This window comes from Rothia halotolerans (assembly GCF_004136635.1).
In the GTDB taxonomy this organism is placed as follows: domain Bacteria; phylum Actinomycetota; class Actinomycetes; order Actinomycetales; family Micrococcaceae; genus Rothia; species Rothia halotolerans.
The window spans coordinates 60,430-80,057 of sequence record NZ_NOIU01000001.1; the positions used below are offsets into that span (position 1 = coordinate 60,430).

General features: G+C 68.1%; 20 protein-coding genes. 6 read left to right on the forward strand and 14 right to left on the reverse strand.

Annotation, left to right across the window (positions count from 1 at the left end):
* Nucleotides 1-51: 51 nt before the first annotated feature.
* A complete protein-coding gene (locus EWV39_RS00350) occupies nt 52-540 on the forward strand; it encodes a transcriptional regulator (protein ID WP_238147952.1) in 489 nt (162 codons plus the stop codon).
* Between the two features lie 230 nt (nt 541-770).
* Nucleotides 771-1,382, forward strand: coding sequence for a recombinase family protein (locus EWV39_RS00355; RefSeq protein WP_129656332.1), 612 nt, complete (start codon nt 771-773; stop codon nt 1,380-1,382).
* Between the two features lie 42 nt (nt 1,383-1,424).
* On the opposite strand, the gene EWV39_RS00360 is transcribed toward EWV39_RS00355, so the two are convergent.
* The 5 genes from EWV39_RS00360 to EWV39_RS00380 all read right to left on the reverse strand — a co-directional run bounded on the left by EWV39_RS00360 (nt 1,425) and on the right by EWV39_RS00380 (nt 4,791).
* Nucleotides 1,425-1,757 (reverse strand): hypothetical protein, encoded by a 333-nt coding sequence (locus EWV39_RS00360; protein WP_129656333.1) that lies wholly within the window; start codon nt 1,755-1,757, stop codon nt 1,425-1,427.
* Nucleotides 1,754-2,503 carry a hypothetical protein gene (locus EWV39_RS00365; protein WP_129656334.1) on the reverse strand — a complete coding sequence of 250 codons (750 nt, stop codon included), beginning with the start codon at nt 2,501-2,503 and terminating at the stop codon, nt 1,754-1,756. The genes EWV39_RS00360 and EWV39_RS00365 overlap by 4 nt, the downstream gene beginning before the upstream one ends.
* A 91-nt stretch (nt 2,504-2,594) precedes the next feature.
* A complete protein-coding gene (locus tag EWV39_RS00370; RefSeq protein ID WP_129656335.1) occupies nt 2,595-3,359 on the reverse strand; it encodes a hypothetical protein in 765 nt (254 codons plus the stop codon).
* Nucleotides 3,356-4,087: an ABC transporter permease gene (locus tag EWV39_RS00375; protein WP_129656336.1), complete on the reverse strand. Its 732-nt coding sequence runs from the start codon at nt 4,085-4,087 to the stop codon at nt 3,356-3,358. Before EWV39_RS00375 ends, EWV39_RS00370 begins: the two co-directional genes overlap by 4 nt.
* On the reverse strand, nt 4,084-4,791 hold the full coding sequence (locus EWV39_RS00380; protein ID WP_129656337.1) for an ABC transporter ATP-binding protein: 708 nt from the start codon (nt 4,789-4,791) through the stop codon (nt 4,084-4,086). The genes EWV39_RS00375 and EWV39_RS00380 overlap by 4 nt, the downstream gene beginning before the upstream one ends.
* 109 nt (nt 4,792-4,900) lie before the next feature.
* Between EWV39_RS00380 and EWV39_RS00385 the strand changes: the two genes are divergently transcribed.
* Both EWV39_RS00385 and EWV39_RS00390 read left to right on the forward strand, forming a co-directional pair.
* Nucleotides 4,901-5,743, forward strand: a complete 843-nt coding sequence (locus EWV39_RS00385; protein WP_129656338.1) for a sensor histidine kinase — start codon at nt 4,901-4,903, stop codon at nt 5,741-5,743.
* Nucleotides 5,740-6,435, forward strand: coding sequence for a response regulator (locus EWV39_RS00390; RefSeq protein WP_129656339.1), 696 nt, complete (start codon nt 5,740-5,742; stop codon nt 6,433-6,435). The genes EWV39_RS00385 and EWV39_RS00390 overlap by 4 nt, the downstream gene beginning before the upstream one ends.
* A gap of 154 nt (nt 6,436-6,589) precedes the next feature.
* On the opposite strand, the gene EWV39_RS00395 is transcribed toward EWV39_RS00390, so the two are convergent.
* Together EWV39_RS00395 and EWV39_RS00400 are read right to left on the reverse strand one after the other, a co-directional pair.
* Nucleotides 6,590-7,807, reverse strand: coding sequence for an MFS transporter (locus tag EWV39_RS00395; RefSeq protein WP_202864867.1), 1,218 nt, complete (start codon nt 7,805-7,807; stop codon nt 6,590-6,592).
* A 67-nt stretch (nt 7,808-7,874) separates the two neighbouring features.
* Nucleotides 7,875-8,345 (reverse strand): RrF2 family transcriptional regulator, encoded by a 471-nt coding sequence (locus EWV39_RS00400; protein WP_202864868.1) that lies wholly within the window; start codon nt 8,343-8,345, stop codon nt 7,875-7,877.
* An 83-nt stretch (nt 8,346-8,428) separates the two neighbouring features.
* Between EWV39_RS00400 and EWV39_RS00405 the strand changes: the two genes are divergently transcribed.
* Nucleotides 8,429-9,439 (forward strand): EamA family transporter, encoded by a 1,011-nt coding sequence (locus EWV39_RS00405; protein WP_238147953.1) that lies wholly within the window; start codon nt 8,429-8,431, stop codon nt 9,437-9,439.
* 164 nt (nt 9,440-9,603) lie between these two features.
* On the forward strand, nt 9,604-9,759 hold the full coding sequence (locus tag EWV39_RS00410; protein WP_337589934.1) for a response regulator transcription factor: 156 nt from the start codon (nt 9,604-9,606) through the stop codon (nt 9,757-9,759).
* 26 nt (nt 9,760-9,785) lie between these two features.
* Here EWV39_RS00410 and EWV39_RS00415 read toward each other — a convergent pair whose 3' ends face one another.
* From EWV39_RS00415 to EWV39_RS00445, 7 genes are all read right to left on the reverse strand, one after another.
* The gene (locus tag EWV39_RS00415; RefSeq protein ID WP_129656341.1) at nt 9,786-10,679 is read right to left on the reverse strand and encodes a hypothetical protein; all 894 of its coding nucleotides are present in this window, start codon (nt 10,677-10,679) and stop codon (nt 9,786-9,788) included.
* An 81-nt stretch (nt 10,680-10,760) separates the two neighbouring features.
* Complete coding sequence (locus EWV39_RS00420; protein WP_129656342.1) at nt 10,761-11,882, reverse strand: helix-turn-helix domain-containing protein; 1,122 nt, start codon at nt 11,880-11,882, stop codon at nt 10,761-10,763.
* Nucleotides 11,875-12,555 carry a hypothetical protein gene (locus EWV39_RS00425; protein ID WP_129656343.1) on the reverse strand — a complete coding sequence of 227 codons (681 nt, stop codon included), beginning with the start codon at nt 12,553-12,555 and terminating at the stop codon, nt 11,875-11,877. Before EWV39_RS00425 ends, EWV39_RS00420 begins: the two co-directional genes overlap by 8 nt.
* A 94-nt stretch (nt 12,556-12,649) precedes the next feature.
* On the reverse strand, nt 12,650-13,555 hold the full coding sequence (locus EWV39_RS00430; protein ID WP_129656344.1) for an Abi family protein: 906 nt from the start codon (nt 13,553-13,555) through the stop codon (nt 12,650-12,652).
* A gap of 115 nt (nt 13,556-13,670) precedes the next feature.
* Nucleotides 13,671-15,221, reverse strand: coding sequence for a recombinase family protein (locus tag EWV39_RS00435; RefSeq protein ID WP_129656345.1), 1,551 nt, complete (start codon nt 15,219-15,221; stop codon nt 13,671-13,673).
* A gap of 70 nt (nt 15,222-15,291) precedes the next feature.
* Nucleotides 15,292-17,631, reverse strand: coding sequence for a DEAD/DEAH box helicase (locus EWV39_RS00440; RefSeq protein ID WP_129656346.1), 2,340 nt, complete (start codon nt 17,629-17,631; stop codon nt 15,292-15,294).
* A gap of 2 nt (nt 17,632-17,633) precedes the next feature.
* Nucleotides 17,634-19,538 carry a site-specific DNA-methyltransferase gene (locus EWV39_RS00445; RefSeq protein ID WP_129656347.1) on the reverse strand — a complete coding sequence of 635 codons (1,905 nt, stop codon included), beginning with the start codon at nt 19,536-19,538 and terminating at the stop codon, nt 17,634-17,636.
* Nucleotides 19,539-19,628 lie beyond the last annotated feature (90 nt).

The window sequence follows — 19,628 nt, forward strand, 5'->3', positions numbered from 1 at the left end:
AGCCGCCCCGAGGCAGAACGAGTGTTGAGTGAGTCGGAGTGCAAGGTGTGGGTGCAGCACGTCGCATTCGCCGACCTCGACGGCTGGTCACTCACCGACTCGGGCAAGGCGGAGAACGAGCGGCAGCTCGCGGCAGAACTCGTGGACGCCGACCCCGCTGGCGTGGTGGCGGCCGTCTACCGCTCGTTCCTTCCGCTCAACGCCCGACTGCTCCGAGCCGTCACCGACTGGCAGATCAGGCCCACCGAAGCCGACCGGTTCGCGCCCAACGACCACGCCGACGACACGTGGGACGAACGCGTTCTCGATGAACTCGCGGCGCTGGGCAGGCAACTCGCGCCCTTGGCCGACCGCCTCTCTGCCGTTCTCATGAGGTTCGACGACTACACGAAACGGTACGAGGCCGCCCTGCGCAAGGCCAGGAACGGAGAACTCGACTGGATCGACAAGACCGACGTCGACTCCTGCCACCGAGTCTGGTTCCAGCTCCACGAAGACCTCGTCGCCACACTCGGCATCGACCGGCGGAACGAAGCCTAAACATCGATCGAGCAGTCGCTGCGTGCGCGAAGTCCCGTCGGTCCACGAATCGTCGAGTGAGCCGGAATCCAAACCACAGAACGCACCTGCTCTCCGTCCTGCAATCGGTCGGGACCCGGGACTGTCTCGACGCCTCTCGCAGACGGCTCGAACTGGACTCACAAGTGTCTTGCAACTATGTCCGATATTATTCCTAGTAGAGGTACCGAGATGCAGGACTAGGGGCGAACATGGACGACGGTGCACGGGACTACGGGTACGCGCGGGTGAGCAGCGAGGCGCAGGACCTCAGGCGGCAGGTCGACGAGCTCAAGGCGGCGGGGTGCGATCGCATCGTCGAGGAGAAGGCGTCGGGCAAGCACGGGGCGAAGCGCCCGAAGTGGGAGAAGCTCGTCGATGAGAAGGACGGGCAGCTGCGGAGGGGCGATCGGCTCACGGTCGTCGAGCTGTCCCGGCTGGGTCGGTCGACGACTCAGCTGACCGCCCTGCTGCGCGACTTCAAGGACCGGGGCGTCGGCCTGCGCATCCTCAACCTCGGCATCGACACCTCGACCCCGGCGGGCGAGCTCATCTTCACGATCATCGCGGCGGTCGGCCAGATGGAGCGCGACCTCATCGCCGAGCGCACCAGGTCTGCTCTGGACGCCAAGCGCCGGCGCGGCGAACGGGTCGGCGGTCGGAAGCCGAAGCACACTCCTGAGCAGGTGGCCCGGGCGATGGAGTTCCTCGATACCACCACCATGACTGGGCAGGAGATCGCCAACGCCGTCGGAATGAGCCGGTCGCGAATGTACGCGCTGGTCGCTCGGCGACGCGCGGAGCTCGAAGGTGCTGCGACCTGAAGGTCGACGTGACCTACTCGTCGAGCTGGTCGTCGCGGCCCATCACGTGACGCAAGCGACAGGCCCATAGGCGACCGTGCCCAACGGCGGGACCTCCTCGGCGTCGAGCGCCCGCACATCGACGATGTTCGTGGTGAGGTGGCAGTCGCCGAAGCCCGGGCCGGGGAACTCGCAGGGCTCGCAGATGACGACCTCGTGACCGCGGTCCCAGTCGTCGTTCGCCTGCATGTCGCGGTGGTGGACGATGCCTACGCGACCCTGCCACCGCCCGTCGAGGCTGTGCTCAGGCCGGCCGTCGCCGGGGATCCGCATGCGCCGGACACCGCCCTCGGGATCGCGCAGGTCGACAAGGTGACGGGTTCCGTTCTCCGTCATGTCTCAATTCTCCTCGGTGTCCTCCAGCCCGGGGGCCTTGCCGTCGCGCCGCCAGGACCGGGGACGTGCTCCTGCGCGTGCGCGGGGCAACGGGTGATGCCGAAGGAGACCGTGCCTTCGGCGGGCCCTCCGCAGAGATCGCAGGTGCGCAGGGACTCCTCCTTCGCGGCGCGGAGCCGGTCGTTGACAGCGGTCCAGACGTCCGGGTTTCCGTCGTCGCGCTGGTAGCGGTCGAGCGCTACTCGGAGGAAGGACATCTTGTTCCCGGCCGAGGTCACCGCGTAGTCCCCGAGCAACTCGGGGGCCACGAGATCGCGGTGCAGCCGGTTCATGATCGGCACCCAGCCGGCGGGCAGACCCCAGACGTACTGGAGACCGGTCAGTCGGATCGACGGGTCGACGAGCTCCTGCAGCGCCGCAGGATGCTGATCTGCCCAGGCGAAACGCGGGTTGAGCTGCCGGCGCTCGGCGTCGACGACCATCTCACCGGCCCAGCAGATCCTTTCCGCCAGCGAGTCAGGGTCATCGGAGTCGAGCACATCGACCTCGCAGATGGGCCCATTCGGGATCTCAACCTCAGCGGTGACCGTCGGGTTTCGGTAGTCGATGTCCTGGAGGACGATCGTGCTGACACCGTCAGGCAGGCCGACGTGCTCCGTCACGAGGATGGCGAGGTTCTTGGGATGGCGCTGTCCTGCGGGCAGCGACTCCCACCTCTGCGACGCCTCCGAGAGTTCTTCGGTCACAGTGCTCCTCCCTCCCCACCACATCAGCGTAATGAGCGTGGTGTCCGGCGATCCATCCCGGCTGGGCGACCGGCTCGACCATGACCATGGCTCACACGTCCCTCCGCCGGTAGACGACGATGGACGGGACGAGGGCGGCAAGGGTCCAGCCGAGGACGATCAGCCACGCGACCGGGGCAGGGGGCGCGTTCTCGGGAGCGGTGGAGAACCACAAGGTGTAGCCGGCGATGTCGGGCAGGTACACAGAGAACGAGTGGCCGAGCAGGATGGGGCTGGCCACGACGAGGTAGAGCACAAGAGCCCCGGCGGCGGGCAGGGCCCGCTTGGTCAGGAAGCCGATCGCGGCGGAGAAGACGACCATGAGTACGAGGTAGACGCTCGCGCTCACGAGGGTCCTGGTGACCGTCGCCGCGTCGGGGAACGCCCCTCTCCCGTCCAGGACCAGCGCCGAGGTGCCGACCGTGACCAGGACGGTGACGAGCGCTGCCGGCAGCGCGACGAGGACGAGGGCGACCGTCGCCGCCAGCCGCTGGGCCACCCGGCGCGGCATGGCGACGAGCGTCGTGCGGATCTGCCCGCCGACGTACTCGGAGGTCGCGATCACCACGCCGAGGACGAACAAGCCCGCCTGCCCATAGGGCAGGGCGGCCATGGCGACGTCGAGCGAGTCGAGGCTGCCGGAGGACTCGGCTGCCTGGGAGGCGAGGAAGAAGGCGAGCAGCGCCGAGAGCGCCACCGTGCCTCCGGCCGTCAGCCAGGTCGCGGGCAAGGTGAGGATCTTCGACATCTCCGCACGGACGGCGTCGACGAAGGACGCCGCAGCGGTGCGCTGGGCGAGGGCGGGAGCGGCGCTCATGCGTCCCTCCTCGTGAACGTGACGGACGCGATGACGAGGAGGACAGCCACCCAGGCGGCCATGACGGCACCGCCGAGGACGGGAGCGATCTCCACCGAGGTGTCGAGGCCCCGGGACCACATCCGCATCCCGGCGACATCAGGCAGCCAGTTCGCGAGGTCGGCGACCCGGGTCAGAAGGAAGGTCACGGGCACGGCCGAGAAGTTCGCGATGAGCACGGCCATCGGCACGACGCCGTTGCGGGTGAGCACGGTGAGCGCGAACGCGAGCAGGGCGACGAGGACCCAGTAGAGCGCCATCCCGCCCATCCGCACGATCGCGTCAGCGTCGAGGACGGGCGCGCGGTCGCCGAGCAGCAGCGCCGTGAGCCCGAAGGTCACCGCGATCGCGACGACGGCCAGAGCCGCAGTCGCCATGGCCACGGCCAGCGCCTTGGCGAGCAGGACGCGGAGGCGGGAGGGCACAGCGGTCAGGGTGGTGGTGATCTGACGGCCACCGGCGGACTCCTCGCCCTCGACGGCGTACTCGCTGCTCATCGCGACGACGCCGATGACGATGGCCCCGGCGACGCCGAGGGCCAGCGAGGAGAAGCCGGTGTCGGGCCCGGGAGTCGAGCTGCCCGCGGAGAGGACCGTCACGGCGGCGGAGACGACGACGCCGACCGCGGCGGCGAGCCAGCTGGCAGGAAGGGAGACGAGCTTGGACAGCTCTGCTCGCAGCGCCCTCATCGCGCGCCCCGATCGCCGGTCAGGGAGAAGAAGGCGTCCTCGAGGTTGCGATGGGAGCCGGTGACCTCGGCCAGCGTGCCGTCGGCGACGATCCGTCCCTGCCGGATGACGACGACGTCGTCGACGGTCTCGGCGAGCTCCCCCATGAGGTGGGAGGAGAGCAGCACGGTCCTGCCGGAGGACGCCTGCTCGCGCAGGAAGAGGCGGATCCAGCGGATGCCCTCGGGGTCGAGACCGTTGACCGGCTCGTCGAGGACGAGTGCCTCCGGGTCGGCGAGCAGCGCCGCGGCGAGCCCGAGCCTGCGCCCCATGCCGAGCGAATAGGTGCTCACCTTCTTGCCGGCGGCGTCGAGGATGCCGACGGTCCCGAGCACCTCCTCGACGCGTGCGTTGCCGATGCCGGCCGAGCGCGCGACCCAGCGCAGGTGAGCCCGTCCCGTGCGGGAGCGGTGCGCGCCGGAGCCGTCGAGGACAGCCCCGACCTTGCGCAGGGGGTCGCGGAGGGAGGCAAATGGCTGACCGTCGACGAGAGCGGTCCCGGAGGTCGCGCGGTCGAGACCGAGCAGGATCCGCAGGGTCGAGGACTTGCCCGCGCCGTTGGGCCCGAGGAAGCCGGTGACCCGTCCCGGGCGGGCCTGGAAGGTGATGCCGTCGAGGATCGTCCGGGATCCGCGCTGCTTGGTCAGCTGGTCGAATGTGAGCATGCCTCCATCCCAGCGAGACGGGACCGCGATGGCATTGGACCTCGGTGCAGTCTTCGGTCCTAGACCTGGGTCTGAGGAGATTCACGAAGACGCTCCATACGCTTGAGGGATGCAGCATTTCGAGCGGCCGGTCTGGGCCTCGTGGGCATGGCCCATCGCCTTCGCCGCTCTCGCGCTGCTCTTCGTCCTCCTGCCGGGACTGCCCATCGGCCGCATAGAGCCGATCTGGTCCCTGGCCGGGTTCGCACTCCTCGTCGTCGGCGTCGTCGGCTGGGCCGTGCTGCGCACGCGGCTCCAGCGACGTCAGTACGAGGCCCGGCTCGAGGAGTGGGCGAAGGCCAAGGCATCGCAGGACGAGCGGCTGCGGATCGCCCGGGAGCTCCACGACCTCGCCTCCCACGGCCTCGGGACCATGACCGTCCGCGCGGCAACGGCCAAGCTCGCCGACGAGGACGAGCGGCTCATGGCGCTGGCCGACATCGAGCGCCTCGGCAGGAGGTCGACGGCCGAGCTAAGGAAGATGCTGGCCGTGCTCCGCGACCCCGGCGCTCAGGCTCCGATGCGCCCGGCGGACTCGCTGGCCGACCTGCCGGAGATCATCGAGACCGCGAGACGGACCGGCATCGAGGTCGAGGCGAGCATGGACGAGCTCGGCGAGGTGCCCGCCAGTGTCCAGGTGACCATCTGCGCCGTCGTGCGCGAGGCGCTGGCCAACGCCGCCCGGCACGCGGGGGCCACCCGATCTCAAGTCTCCATCGTCCTGACCCGGCGCGGGATCGCCGTCGACGTCCGCGACACCGGGCCCTCGCCGGGCTGGCAGCCGCACCCGGGCACCGGCCACGGAATCGACGGGCTGCGCGAGCGGGTCGGGCTCCACGGCGGGACGCTGACGACGGGTGAGCACGAGGGCGGGTTCCGCGTGCTCGCCGAGCTGCCGAGGGAGGAGCAGTGAACGACGCGCCAGCGATCAGGGTGCTCCTCGTCGACGACGACCAGCTGCTGCGCCGGTCCCTGAAGATCGCCATCGACCACGAGGACGGCCTCGAGGTCGTCGGGGAGGCCGCGACAGGGACGGAGGCCGCGACCCAGGCGCGGGCGCTGCGACCGGACGTCGTCCTCATGGACATCCGGATGCCCGGTGGCAACGGGATCGAGGCGACGCAGGCGATCACCGACAACGCCGAGCTCAGCGAGACACGGGTCGTCGTTCTGACGATGTTCGAGCTCGACGAATACGTCTACGGAGCATTGAAGGCGGGTGCGAGTGCGTTCCTGCTCAAGGACGCGACCCCCGAGCGGCTCGTCGAGGCGATCCGCCGCGTCAACGAGGGAGAGTCGCTGTTCGCGCCGCAGGTCATGAGCAGGCTGGTCGAGCGCTACGTCGCCGCTCCGAGAGCCCGGGCCGACGGATCACGGCTCGACGTGCTCACCGAGCGGGAGCGCGAGGTCCTCGGCCTGGTCGCCGAGGGACTGTCGAACGACGAGATCGCCATGAGGCTCGTGGTGACCATGCACACCGTGAAGGCGCACATCGGAGCGATGAAGTCGAAGCTCCACGCCCGCGACCGGGCGCAGCTCGTCATCGCGGCGTACGAGGGCGGTTTGAGTGGCGGGTCCCCGGGAAGGAGCTCGGCGACGAGATGATGCGCTCCTCTTGTTGATCGCAGTCGCCCGAGCTCAGGCCTCGAGCGATCGACCTCGAAGGCTCGGCGAGGGCCCACGGCCGTACAGGGCCCGGACGATTCACGTCCTTAGCGCCCGGGGCAGCAGCCACCAGCCCGAGACCAGCATGCGATCGTCATATAGCTTCTTTCGGCGCATTTCGGCCCCCAGCTCGGGAGGTCGCTATCAGGAATGCGGCGGTGGCTACGGCGATGGCAGCGCCGGAAAAGAACATCCAGATCGCATTTCCCGTTCCGGCGACACCGCCGATGAGGGTGCCGAGCCCGATGCCGATGTAGATGCCCGAGGAGTTCAGCGCGATCACCAAGGGGGCTTCGTTCGGTGCAGCAGCGACCAGTCGGTGCTGTTGCGGTGGGGTCTGGCACCAGCTGCTCGCACCCCAGGTGAACGCCAGTACGCCGACCAGTACGGGAAGGCTCGCGTTCGACAGGCTGAGCGATCCGAGCGCGGCGAGCGTGGCGGCCATCACCGCGTATCCGACGATCAGTACCCGGATGCCGCCGAAACGGTCGGTAAACCGGCCCGAGGATTGTGCGCCGGCAACGGCTCCGATGCCGTAGAGGAACAGCATCCACTGCACCGTCTCCGTGCGGATGCCTACGGCACCGAATGCGGGGATCGCGTAAGCGTAGGCGGTGTAGGCGGCCGCCATGCCCAGGGCGGTGACCGGCAGGATCACCCGCACACCAGGGTTCCTCAAGACTGCCAGGCGCGCGGCGAGTGGAACCCGTGCCCCACCTGCCAGGGCCGGCAGGAGCACTGCCAGGCCGATCCCTATGAGCACGCACAGCAGTGCGACCAGGCCGAGCGCCGTCCGCCAGCCCATGACGCGAGAGGCGAGGCCGCCGAGCGGGACGCCGATCGCGGTGGCGACGGTCAGGCCGCTGACCACCAGGGCCAGGGCGCGCCCGCGTCGCTCCTGCGGGACCAGGGATGAGGCGACCGCTCCGGCGTTCGGGGTGTAGGCCGCAGCACCCAGGGCCGCCAGCACCCGAGAAGCGATGAGCACCGCGAAGTTCGGGGCCAGGGCGGTGCCGAGGTTGGCGAGGCCGAGGACGAGCAACGCGGCGACCAACAGACGCCGCCGCGGCACGGTCGCAGTGGCGGAGGCGAGCATGGGCGAGAACACCGCATAGCAGATCGCGAACACTGTCACCGAGGCACCAGCGGCGGCTTCGGAGACCCCGAGTTCTCCGGCCATCTCTGGCAGGAACCCGGCGACGACGAAGGCATCCGTGCCGACCGCGAAGGTACCCAGGGCCAGGAGCGGGACCCGACCGCCTGAACCCCGGGAAGCCGTCGCAGGCCGCTGGCTTCTTAATGAGATGTTCAATGTCCCGATTCTCCTTTCATGAAAGGCCCGACGCTGCACCGAGGTTGTCGGGCCTGCGATGTGGGGGTCAGACGGTGCGTTCGAGGAAGGTCCGGACGCGGCGCTCGGATGTCACCGGGGTCTCGGCGATCAGGTCGGCCAGCGTCTGGCCCGCGAGCTCTCGCCGCCAGGCCAGTTCGGCTTTGCGCATCGCGCGGGAGATGCCGCAGGGGTGGGCGAACTCGCCAGGGGCGGCGAGCTGTCCAGACCCACGCTGGCGGATCTCGGTGCACTGGAACGGGTCCGTGCCGCCCTCGATCGCGGTCACGACATCCATCAGGCTGATCGCCTCCGGGCCACGGCCGAGCCGGTAGCCGCCGCGCGCGCCCGCCACGGACTCGAGGATGCCTGCCTTCGCCAGTGGCTGGAGCTGCTTCTTCAAGTACTCCGGCGGCAGGTCGAAGACCTCGGCGAGCCTGCCCACGGGCAGGGGCGCGACGTCGTCGAGCCAGGCCAGCACGAGGCAGCAGTGCAGCCCCCACTCGACTCCCTCACTCATCCGCATAACAGGGATACTACACATCCCGATTGGGTAGAGTGGTCAGGAACACCGGAAACCGATCCAGAAGAAGAGGGGAACCTATGAGTTTCGGCGTGGTCCGCGGGTTCATGTACATGCTGTTGTCCACGTTCTTCTTCGCCGTGGCCGGCCCGGTCGCCAAGGCCCTCTACGGGATCGGCTGGACGCCAGGCTCGGTGGTGCTGATCCGGCTATCCGGTGCCTCGCTCCTACTGCTGATCCCGACGTTGCTCGCGCTGCGCGGACGCTGGGGCGAGGTCCGAAGCCACTGGAAGACGATCCTCCTCTACGGCGTCGTGTCGATGGCCGGGGTGCAGGCCTTTTTCTTCCTCGCGCTGGAGCACCTCAGCGTCGCCGTGGCGATACTGCTGGAGATGATGGGTGCCCCGCTGATCATCGTGTTCTGGCTCTGGGCACGCACGAAACAACGTCCCAACCTGATCACCGCGATCGGGGTGATCGTCTCCCTCATCGGGGTCGTGCTGGTGCTCGATTTCCGCAACGCCTCGCTGAGCTGGGTCGGGATCGTCATGGCACTTGCCGCCGCGGCGTGTTTCGCCTCCTACTTCCTCGTCTCCGCCGATGACACGATCCGGCTCCCATCGATCGCGTTCACCGGGCTCGGCATGGGCATCGGAGCCGTCGCCGCACTCATCGCTAATCTCGCCCACCTCATGCCCGCGCGGTTCGTCACCACTGATCTCGACTTCGCAGGGCTGCGCGTCTCGTGGCTCGTGCCTGCGCTGCTGCTGATCGTGTTCACGGTCGGCGCGTACCTGTTCGGCATCCTCGGCCTGCGCCACCTCGGAGCCACGGTCGGATCGTATGTGAACCTCACCGAAGTGCCCTTCTCCGCGATCGCCGCGTGGGTCCTCCTCGCCGAGATCCTGACCCCGCTGCAACTCGCCGGTGGCATCGTCATCCTGACCGGGATCGTCCTCGTGAAATGGGGTGACATCGAGGCAGCACGACACCAGCTGCGGCCGCGCGACAAAGCTATGATCGACAGCCGTCAGGATCACGACCCCCAGAAGCCGACGCAATCATCCCGAGCAAGCGAGGGACATGTATGACCCGCACGCCACTACTCAATATCCCGTTGCCGACCGCCGCCGCACTCTGGAAGCGGCGGGCGTAGCCGGAGAACCGATAGTGGTTCGTCGCTGCCAAGAAGCGGGCCGACACGGCGGCCTGCGCGCACATTGCGGCGCTCATTCCGTCTTCCGTCGCCGAGGGCCTGTCGAACGACGAGATCGCCGCCGAGCTCGTCGTCACCATGCACACAGTCAAGGCTCACATCGGCGCGCCGCGCTCGAAGCTCCACGCCAGGGACCGGGCGCAACTCGTCATCGCCGCGTACGAGAACGGTCATCGAAGCGCGCCGTTGGCGTAGATCGGTACCGGAGCCCATGCGACCGATCAGGTGCGCACGGTCGCCCTGGTCTCGCGGGTGTTGCCGGCAGTGTCGGTCCACGTCACCAGGCAGTCGACCGCGTCCGGCGAACCCATGGCGAGCAGCAGTGGAAACCGAGCTTCCTGGCCAGGCGGAATGGTTCCGAGCGGACCCTCCTCGCGGTGCACGCGGAACATCGCATTCTCCGGCAGGTCCAGGAACTGGAAGTCCACGTCGGACGCCGGTCCCCGCGACGTGTTGTGTAGCACCAGCGACCAGTGCCGCTGGGTCTTTACACGGCCTTTGTTGTCGGTCTTCACACTTTCGCGGACCTCGGCTCGCGGCCACACGCCTTCCGAGGGGTCCGGCCCTGCCGGTTCCTCATCCTTGGAGGCTTCGACAGACTGCTGGAACTGCGCAGTGGCCCTGCTCAGGAAGTTGTTGAGGTGGCTAATGAGGTCGCCCTCGTTGGCGTACTCGAAGACGAGGGCGGTCTTACGCAGGTCAGTCAGGTACTCGGTCAGGCGCTTCCGCTCTTCAAGGGCGGAACCACCGAGAGGCGGCCTGGCGGACGCATTCACCAGTACCGCCACCGACTTGCCAGCCTCGACGAGGACCTTGATCTCCTCGGCCGTACCCGAATCGGCCTCACCGGTCGGAGTGCCCAGGCGGTCGTAGAAGAGAGCGACAGCGAAGTCCGCCTCCTCAACGATCTGGTCGTTGAGAATGGCCTGAGGGCGGTCACCGAACTCGGCGACCGCGTGCTCGGTCCATGACACGGGCAGCACGGTCAGGCCGACGACGCGGCCGAGGTTGAGGTTCCACTGGCTGATCGTCTTGCGGATGACGGCCATGTCCTCGAGCGGCACGTCCCCGGGTGCCGAGATGAGCAGGTGGAGCGCAAGGGTGGGATAGGCCATCGGTGAAGGTCCTTCGTAGTCGGTGATCGGAGGCGAAGCCGGGCCTGGGCACGTCGGTCCCCATCCGGCGGGACCAGGGAGTCAGTCACTGCCGACGAGTCGGAGCACTGGGCGCTCGTCGTCCTCGCCCAGCAGGTCGCGCACCTGGGAGAGGCTGATCTTCAGTGCTTCGGCAAGCGCCGGCACGGGCGCGCCGTGGTCACCAGCGAGGTCAGCGGCCTTCCTCAGCAGCGTCGGCACCTCGCCGGGATAAGCGCTGGTCGGGTCGGCCTTGGAGTCGTACACGGCCGACAGCCGCTGGTAGGCGCGCCGCGCCGAGGACTCGGTGGTGCGTCCGCGCTCGACCATCCGACGGATCAGGGAGGTCGGTGAAACCCCCCATGTCCTGCCGAGGCGGTCGAGGGCAGCGAGATCGAGCCGCTGCGGCAGGGCTGCGTCCATGGACGCAGCCGGAGTAAGGAAGGCCGCGGCGAACTCGTCCGCCTCCTTCTCGACGGCAGCACTGTGCTCGCCGGTGTCGGCATGCAGCAGCAGGTGCCCGATCTCGTGCGCGATCGAGAACCGATGCCTGAACACGTTCTCGGTCCGACGCGGAGTCGTGATGATGATCGGCCGGTCGACGATGACGACAGAGAAGGCATCGACGGTGTCGATCTCGGCGAGAGGTCGCACGGCGACCACGATGCCTCGGGACTCGGCCGTGGCGACAAGGTGCTTGACCGGGCCGTCTGGCAAGCCCCAGTGCCGGCGCAGGAGAGCAGCGGCTTCAGCAGGCGCGGTGCCGGGACGGACCTCGGGGAGGTCGACCTCGGGGAGCCTGACGTGCCGTTCGAGCGCGAACGTCAGCTCCCACACCAGCGCGACCGTGGCCAACGCCTTCTGACGGTCGCTCACCTTGGCCGTCCGCAGACTCCGGAAGTGAGCGTTGACCGTGTCGATGCGAGCCAAGGGCCGACCGACGCCGAAGAATCCGGGACGGACGTCGAGCGCCTTCGCCAAGCGATCGAGCACGTCGGCACGTGGCGAATTGACGCCGGCCTCGTACTGACCGATTGCGGCGGCGGAGACGCCCACCTCAGCGGCCAGATCGGTCTTGGTCACCGAGCGGCGGACGCGGGCCTGGGTCAGCCGCGCCGGCTCGAAGCGCCCGTGCGTCTGCCCAGAGCCCGAGACGTCGAACAGGCTCGGAGTGTCATCACGCATCCGGGCCCATGCCTTCCTGCTCTCGCGGCTCGATACCAGGCGGCACCGGGGTGCCGCTGTCGAACGACTCGCCAGCCGATGCCGCGTCGGCACCGACGAGCTCCGACTCCCACATGGCTTCCTGGCCGTGGCGCTTGACCTTGCCGGTCGTCTCGTCGAGCTCAGCGACGGCCCATTCGATCGACTGCAGCTGCCGGGGAGAGGAATGGACGATGACCAGGACCACCGGCATCACCTCACCGGCGGCTCGCACCACGCGCTCGAGCCCGGGCTGCTCGGGCTCGACTGGCTCGTCTCCGATGACAGGATCGAACAAGGTGGGGTCGGGCGGCTGAGCAGAGAAGCCGTTCTTCTTCGTCGGACTCGACGCGAAGTCGCCCGGGTCAGCGGAGTCCGGGATGCGCCAGACATAGATCAAGCAGTCGTTGACGACGGGGAGCTTGTATCCGGCCGGCCGAAGCTTGTGCGACTGGAAGCCCCGGTCAACCAGCGCCTCGTTGGCATCGGCGAGCAGATCGCGCCACTGGCTGCCGAAGTCGATCGCGTACCGCGACTCCGACACCAGGTGCGCCTCGGCAAATCTGCCGTGCACAGAGCGAACGACCTCGACGAGCACGTCACGGACACCGGATGCGTGGCTGCCGAGCGCCTCGGCAGGCGAGAGCGGAACCATCGTGTACCTCCTGAATCCGCGTCCAGAGCCGCGGATTCGGCAAGGACAGCAACTTCAGTATGACACATGATTCGCGCACATGTACTTCAGTCAATCACCGCGGCGTGTCACGTGCATGGTCGCGAGGACTTTGAGGCTTGGCCAGGCCCTGCATGAACTCCGACGCTCGATCATGCTCAGCCGCGAGCGTCGGGAGCAGCGGATCGGCGACACCGCCGCGGGCGGCCATGTCGTCAAAGGAGGCGATGACATCGAGCACGGACCGAGGCTCGAACTGCCCGGCTTCCCTCTTGGCCTTCTTCCGCACGTTGTTCGGCGTGGGGCCGGCATCGATGACCGAGTGGTGCCACAGGCGGCTGTGGTGCGCGCAGCGATTGCGGAGATAGACCAGCGCTCTCACTCGATAGGCGAAGCCGGCCTTGGCGACGCCGATGCTCGTCGCGATCGAGTCGGCCAGGGATCCGCCGCCTCCGCGCTCGATCACTTTCGACAGGGTGCCGAACGACCACGCCTCGACAGCCGACCACACCGGCAACTCGCTGAAGTCGGCGCGGTCGCCACCCACACCCTTGTAGCGGAGGATGTGCCTGTCACGACTGCGCTCGATGTCGCGCAGGCATGACTCGACCGTCGGCTCGCGATCGCCGACGTCGGTGTAGAAGTCCTGCTCGAGGTACCGGCCGTACGGGCCGTGCTCGTCGGCGATGACGCGGGCGACGTGCGACCGCAGCATGATCTCGACGCGGGCCAAGGGCTCGACGAGTGCGGTGCGCAGCGCCTCGTCGGCGTCGTAGACAGCCCGGATCTCGTCGAACGTGGTGCCCGACCGGAAGTCGTCGTCGCCGAGGTGAGGAGCCTTCTGGAAGTAGCGGGCGTACCCGGAGAACCGGTAGTAGTTGGTGGCCGCGAGGAATTCGGCGCAGACGGCCTCGTCATCGATGGCGAGGCCGCGGCCAGTCATCAGGGCCACCTGCGCGTCCCAGGACAGCGACGGCTTCATGGAGTACCCCGGAAAGAAAGAGGCCCCTCCCATTTGAGCTTCTTCGAGAGGCTTGGGAGGGGGTCGATTGGTTCCATGATAGCTGACTCGGCGGCGTGCGCGCACATCGACGCGCTCACGCCGTCGCCGATGTCTGGGAGGCCTTCGGCGTGACCTTGACCGTCTCCGGGTCGAACGTCTTCCTCCCCTGAGGGTGCGGGTAGAGCCGGACGGTGCAGAAGAAGTCGATGACCCGGCGCTTGATCATCAGGTCGGCGTCCTCGAAGGCCTTCACCGGGTCCCTCGCGTCGAGCACTCCTCCGAGGTCGGTGGTGGCGGTCAGCGATCGTCGCTCGGCCTCGAGCGCGGCGATGGTCGTGTTCTCGCGCTCCCGGACGCGCTTGAGGTCGTAGCCCTCGATGATCTCGTTGTCGTAGTCGCTCTGCGCCCGCTTGATCTTGGCCTGCCTTGCGCCGATCTCGGCGGCGATAGCCTGGAGGCGCGGCTCGTCGCCGGTCGGGATGGTGTCGGCGAGGTCGGGTCGAGCTAAGCGAGCTCGGACGATCCGCAGCACCCAGTCGTCGACGTGCTCGCGCGTGCGGTTGATGCCGCAGCCCGCGCAGCGGTAGCGCGCGGAACCGGTTCGAACCGGCCTCTCGCAAAGCCCGCACAGGTACAGTCCCGCGCCGAGGTGCTTGCGCGCAGTGGAGCCCGTCCTATTCGTGATCCTCGACGGCTCGTTCAGTCTCTCCTGGACCCTCCACCAGGTCAGCTCGTCGACGATCGGCTCCCACTGGCCGCGGATCGGCTCACCGTCATCGTCCTCGACGATCTGGTTGTACCAGGTCCGCCGCTTGTTCTGCGTCCGATCCATCCTGTTGGTGTAGACGCTGTAGCCCGCGTAGCGGGGATTGCGGAGGATGTCGAGGACGCTCGAGCTGTGCCAACGGCCGTCCTCGGGGACGGGCTTGGGTGCCAGCCCCTCGGCGACGCGGCGCTCGTTGCGCTCGATCATCACCGTGCGGCTGTGCCGGGTCAGCCGCGGGAGAGATGCCGGGACTTCGGGGCCCTCGATACCGGACAGCGCACGAGCGATCGCGGCGATGGTCGTGCCGTCCTCGACCGCGAAGAGCCGGAACATCTCCTTGACCGCGGCGGCCTCGTGCTCGACCACGTCGCCGTTGGTCGCGTAGCCCACCGGTCGCTGCCCCTTCGGCGCACGCCCCTGCCGCGCGCGCTGCTGATGCGCCAGCGACTGGCGCTCGGCCTTGCGCTCGACCTCTCCGGCGGCAACCGCCGCCTTGACGCGGGCGTACATGCGCCCACCGTCGGTCGTGAGGTCCGCTTCGCCGTTGGCCGTGACGAGCTTCAGGCCGCGGTCCTTCGCAGCGTCGACCCAGTCTTCGAGCTCGCGCGGCTGCCGGGTCAGGCGGTCGAGGTCCCAGCACAGGATCGCGTCGATCTTGCCTGCGGCGTAGTCGGCGACCATGCGGTCGTAGCCCGGGCGAATCTTGGACTTGTCGGTCGCCGAGATCGACTGATCGACGTACTCCTCGATGATCTTCCAGCCGCGTTCGTCAGCGATCTTCAGGCATGCCTCGCGATGCCGGTCGATCGCCAGCCCGTCCATCTCGCGGTCCTGGCTGACCCGGAGGTAGAGGACGGCGCGGACCGGAGATTCAGACATGACCCCAGCCTAAATCGCAGACCGCCCTACGTGCCGGAACTCGTTGGTGTGTCGACGACGGTCTCCCGCGTCATCCCTCCGCGCCAGGGTCCGGGACGAACGTCTTCACGAGCTCCTCGAGGTCGTCGAACGGGAGCTGCTTGAAGTCACGTCCGCTCCCGAGGTCCAGCACCGAGAAGCCGTCCTTGCCGTCGGGAGTGCCGTCGACCTTCCACGTCCCCTCGGAGACGAACTTGACCTCGACGGTGGTCGGCACGGCCTTGTGCGGCTGGATGGACAGCAGCTTGCGGCGGCCGTCGCCCTCGACGAGGTGGCTGCCCTTGGTGTCGACGCAGATCACCTTCTCCCCCGCCCACACGAGGAAGTCGGGGAAGAACCACACGGTCTGACCGAGTGACACCAGCGGGATCTTGTACCCGGTCTGCGAGCGGTTGCGCGCCCACGGCAGCCCGGTCTCGTCGATCGCGCGGGCGAAGCGACGCTCGAGGTCGTTGAGCCCGTCGTAGCCCTCGTGGAGCGCGTTCCGGAAGGTCTCCATCCCGCTGCGGCGCACCAGGGTGCTCCCGATCGTGTACGGCTTGGGCTTGAGCTGCTTGACCACGGCGTGCCGCAGGTACTCGTCGACCGCGTCGGCCGCGTTGTCGGCCAGCGCCGAGTAGGCGCTGCTGCCGACGCCGACCTTGGCGTCGAACCTGCTCTCGTCGGTGTTCATCACCATCAGGGCGGGGCGGTAGCGCCGCGCGACCTCGCGCCGGAACACCCAGCGGGCGTTGACCCGGTTCGACTGCTCGAAGTCGACCCACTCGGTGTCGGCAGCGGCGTCCGCGCCGATCGCCTGCTGGACCGTGCGGCGACGGCCCTTCCCGCGCGTGTTGAGGGCGTCCTGCGAGTAGTCGTGGACCTTGGCCAGCACCTTCTCGACGGGCGCGAGCGTGGGCGTGTTGTCGATCGCCGTGCGGGGAACCGAGCGGGACTCCTTCGGGGCCAGGCTCTCGGGCTCCTCGGTCCCTGGCGGCGAGGTGAGGATGCGCACCTCGGGAGCGTCCCCGCCGAGGCCGCGGCGGACCTCGTCGACGACCTGCGCGAAGGAGTCGTTGCGGTCGACCCGGACGTAGAAGTGCGCCGTGTTCAGGCGGTCGGCCTCGTAGTGCGTCGCCCCGGGCTGGCGCAGCACGCGTCCGACCACCTGCGTGATCTGCACCGAGGAGTCCATCGTCCGATCGACGTAGGCGAAGTAGACGCTCGGGTCGTCCCAGCCCTCCTGGAGGGTCTGGTTGAAGATGATGTGCCGGTATTCGCCGGCGACGAAGTCCTCGTAGTCGCGCTCCCCGCCGTTGAAGAGGGTGAAGTCCGCGGGCAGCGGGAAGTCCTTGTGCGTCTTGAGGTCCGCGTACACCGCGACCTCCTCGGCGGGCACGCCGCACTGCTCGGTGAGGTAGCGCCAGATGAGGATCGGCGGTGCCTGCCGCTGGTCGAAGGGCTGCTTCGGGTCGTCGGTCTGGCTGGCGTCGTGGGCGAGGACGTTCGTGTTGCAGACGTAGATCGCCTTGGGCGCGAAGGACAGCCCCTCCGCCTTCGCGTCGTCCTCGGCCTCCCGCATGTCCGAGAGCATCTCGGAGACGGTCTCCTCCATCGGCGCGTTGAGCCCGTCGAGGGAGACCATCCCCTTGACCAGGCCCGAGGCGACCACGGTCGAGGACTTCACCGGGGTGATGAGGTCCTCGTCCTTGTACTCGCCCTGCTGCCGCAGCGGCTGGATGACCTCGGCGTCGAACTGCGCCGGGAACCGCAGCGTCGCGCTGGCGAGCAGGAACACCGCCGGCTGCTGCTCGAGCAGGAGCGTCGTCTGCTGGTCGCTGAGGTTCTGCGCCTCGTCGTAGACGACCACGAGCGGACGCCGCCGTCCGTCGGCGGTCTCACGAGCCTTGAGCGCCTCCCACCGGGTCGACTCGATGTCGTCGGTGTCGAACGCGAAGATCTTGAGATTGCTGTTCTCGCGGTCCCTCTGGTTGAACGTGCCGACCGTGGCGAAGTAGAGCAGCGCCTCGCTCGAGTTGGCGACGTCCTCGGGGTCGTACTCGCTGAGCAGCCGCACGGTGATGTCGGGCAGGAGGTGGTCGTACTTGCCGCCGTCGGCCAGGTTCGCGTAGCTCTGCTGCACGACGACCTTGCCCTTGGACAGCCACAGGATGACGGGCGGGATCTCCGAGAGCGCGACGATCTCGCTGACGGCCTGCGCCAGGATCGCCGTCTTGCCGGACCCGGTGATGGACGAGAGCGCCTGGTAGAACGGCACCTCGCGCATGTTCGCCCGCCGGCCCATCACGATGGGCTCCTTGGCGTAGTCGACGAACCGGTCGGCCATCTGGGAGGCCGCGTCCTGCTGGAACTGGAACAGCTCGATCGCCATGGTCACCCCTCCTCGGTGAAGGACTCGGTGCGGACGTCGAGCCCGAAGTCGGACAGGATGCGGTCGGGGATCTGGTACCAGATCACGTCGTCGGTGACGATGAGGTTCCGGCGCGAGTACACGTGGTAGACGTCGGCCAGCCCGGCGGCGTCCGCCTCCTCCGTGATCGCCTCGTACACCTCTTCGGTGAGGTCAGTGTTCGAACCCGCGCCCGACCAGACCAGGTAGATGCCCTCGTTGCTCGCGTTCTTGGCGACGAGGTACGTGTACGGCTCTTCGTCCTCGTCGACCAGCGGGATGAGCACAGCCATTCGGCGGCTGCCGGTGCTGGAGTGCGAAGCGATGACGGTGTCGATCATCTCGTCGCGCTCCATCAGGAGCAGCGTCTTAGCGTCGACCTTCTTCTCGAGCTTCTTGAACGTGAAGCCCCCTCCCAGCGCACGACCATCGCCGTTGGCCCAGTCCCCGCTGATCGCGCGGGCGAGGCGGTCGGCAGTCAGTTCCCGCGCGTAGGAGTCGCCGCGCTCAGGACGGCCCTGCTCGACGAGGATGAACCTCCGGTCGCTGCCGGACGTGGAGTTGAGCGCCAGCACCGCGTGCCCCGTGGTCCCGGAGCCGGCGAAGGGATCGAGCACGGTGCCGCGGTCGGGGACCCAGAGCTGGATCAGCTTCATCATCAGCTTCAACGGCTTCACCGTCGTGAACCCGTGCCCCTTGCCGACGATCGCCGTGAGCTCGCTCGACCCGTCGCTGCTGCGCCCCGACTCCTCGAAGTCCCACGAGGTGGAGCCGAGCTCGACAGGGAGGTCCAGCTCCTGGTCAGCCCAGTAGGTGACCGGGACCTTGCCCTTCTTGAGCTTCTCCAAGTAGGTCTTGGTCCGCGGGCGGCCCTGCCCGTCGCGACCGAACCAGATGAAGGGCCACTCGGGCTCCTCGAGCCGCTTGTTCGCACGTTCCGCGGTGCCGGCGTCGAACCCGTCCTTCAGCACCAGCGCCTTGACCTTGCCGTCCGCGATGTCCTTCTCGCGGTACTCGGAGCCCCACTCCTCGAGCCACTCCCTGATGTTGCGCTTGGGGTGCCTCCAGGCACCCTCGCCTGCCGGGTAGTGCATCTCCCCGGTGAACGGCGACTGGATCGCGAAGTCGCCGCTCTCGGCCCAGGTGCGCGCGGTGAGGTTGCCCTCGCGCCAGAGGCCGCGCGAGTCGTTGTCGGGGTTGCCGTACCGCCGATTGTCGGAGTCCGTGCGCTCCATGGACGCCGTCTTCGCGCGGGCGATGCTCTTGGCGTACACGAGCACGTACTCGGTCGTGGTCGTGACCCCGCCCTTGTCGGAGCGCGGCGCAGCCGTCTTCTGCCAGTTGATGATCGCCAGCCGGTTCTCCTCGCCGAAGAGCTCGTCGAGCATCTGGCCGAGGTGAAAGAGCTCGCGGCTGTCGATGCAGATCGCCAGCACGCCGGAGGGCTTGAGCATGGCCCGCATCATCTGGAGACGCGGGTACATGAACTTCATCCACTTGGTGTGCTTCGCGGGGTCGTCGCTGCCCACGAACTCGCCCATGTCGGGGTCGTTCGGGTCCTTGTCCCACTTGTCGTTGTAGCGGAAGTCGCCGCCCGTGTTGTAGGGCGGATCCGTGAGGATCATGTCGATCTGGCCGCGCTCTCGGTAGAGCGAGGCCAGCGCCTGGAGGTTGTCGCCCTCGATGACCAGGTTCCGCGAGCGGCCCCGCTCGTCGCCGGCGCTCAGGGCCTTCACGGTGCGCTGGTTCCTCGGGCGAACGCGGCGACCGATCTGGCGCACGAGCACCTTGCCGGGGAAGGAGAGGTTCACACCGGCCCCGGTCTTCTCGCGGATCATCTCGATCAGCTGCTCGACCGGCAGTGATTCCAGCTCAGTCACATCGTCCACGACGCGCCCCCTTGATGGCATGCAGAAATGGGAAGGTGCGGCGCAGTCCGCGACGAACCGCAGCGGTGGTGCGCACTCTCGGGATCAGTA

Excerpts from the sequence above, each read along its gene's own strand:
- EWV39_RS00380 (WP_129656337.1), bottom strand. The coding sequence starts at position 4,791 with ATGCTCACATTCGACCAGCTGACCAAGCAGCGCGGATCCCGGACGATC.
- EWV39_RS00385 (WP_129656338.1), top strand. The coding sequence starts at position 4,901 with ATGCAGCATTTCGAGCGGCCGGTCTGGGCCTCGTGGGCATGGCCCATC.
- EWV39_RS00370 (WP_129656335.1), bottom strand. The coding sequence starts at position 3,359 with ATGAGCGCCGCTCCCGCCCTCGCCCAGCGCACCGCTGCGGCGTCCTTC.
- EWV39_RS00430 (WP_129656344.1), bottom strand. The coding sequence starts at position 13,555 with ATGAAGCCGTCGCTGTCCTGGGACGCGCAGGTGGCCCTGATGACTGGC.
- EWV39_RS00375 (WP_129656336.1), bottom strand. The coding sequence starts at position 4,087 with ATGAGGGCGCTGCGAGCAGAGCTGTCCAAGCTCGTCTCCCTTCCTGCC.
- EWV39_RS00425 (WP_129656343.1), bottom strand. The coding sequence starts at position 12,555 with ATGGTTCCGCTCTCGCCTGCCGAGGCGCTCGGCAGCCACGCATCCGGT.
- EWV39_RS00355 (WP_129656332.1), top strand. The coding sequence starts at position 771 with ATGGACGACGGTGCACGGGACTACGGGTACGCGCGGGTGAGCAGCGAG.
- EWV39_RS00400 (WP_202864868.1), bottom strand. The coding sequence starts at position 8,345 with ATGAGTGAGGGAGTCGAGTGGGGGCTGCACTGCTGCCTCGTGCTGGCC.
- EWV39_RS00405 (WP_238147953.1), top strand. The coding sequence starts at position 8,429 with ATGAGTTTCGGCGTGGTCCGCGGGTTCATGTACATGCTGTTGTCCACG.
- EWV39_RS00360 (WP_129656333.1), bottom strand. The coding sequence starts at position 1,757 with ATGACGGAGAACGGAACCCGTCACCTTGTCGACCTGCGCGATCCCGAG.
- EWV39_RS00435 (WP_129656345.1), bottom strand. The coding sequence starts at position 15,221 with ATGTCTGAATCTCCGGTCCGCGCCGTCCTCTACCTCCGGGTCAGCCAG.
- EWV39_RS00415 (WP_129656341.1), bottom strand. The coding sequence starts at position 10,679 with ATGGCCTATCCCACCCTTGCGCTCCACCTGCTCATCTCGGCACCCGGG.
- EWV39_RS00440 (WP_129656346.1), bottom strand. The coding sequence starts at position 17,631 with ATGGCGATCGAGCTGTTCCAGTTCCAGCAGGACGCGGCCTCCCAGATG.
- EWV39_RS00420 (WP_129656342.1), bottom strand. The coding sequence starts at position 11,882 with ATGCGTGATGACACTCCGAGCCTGTTCGACGTCTCGGGCTCTGGGCAG.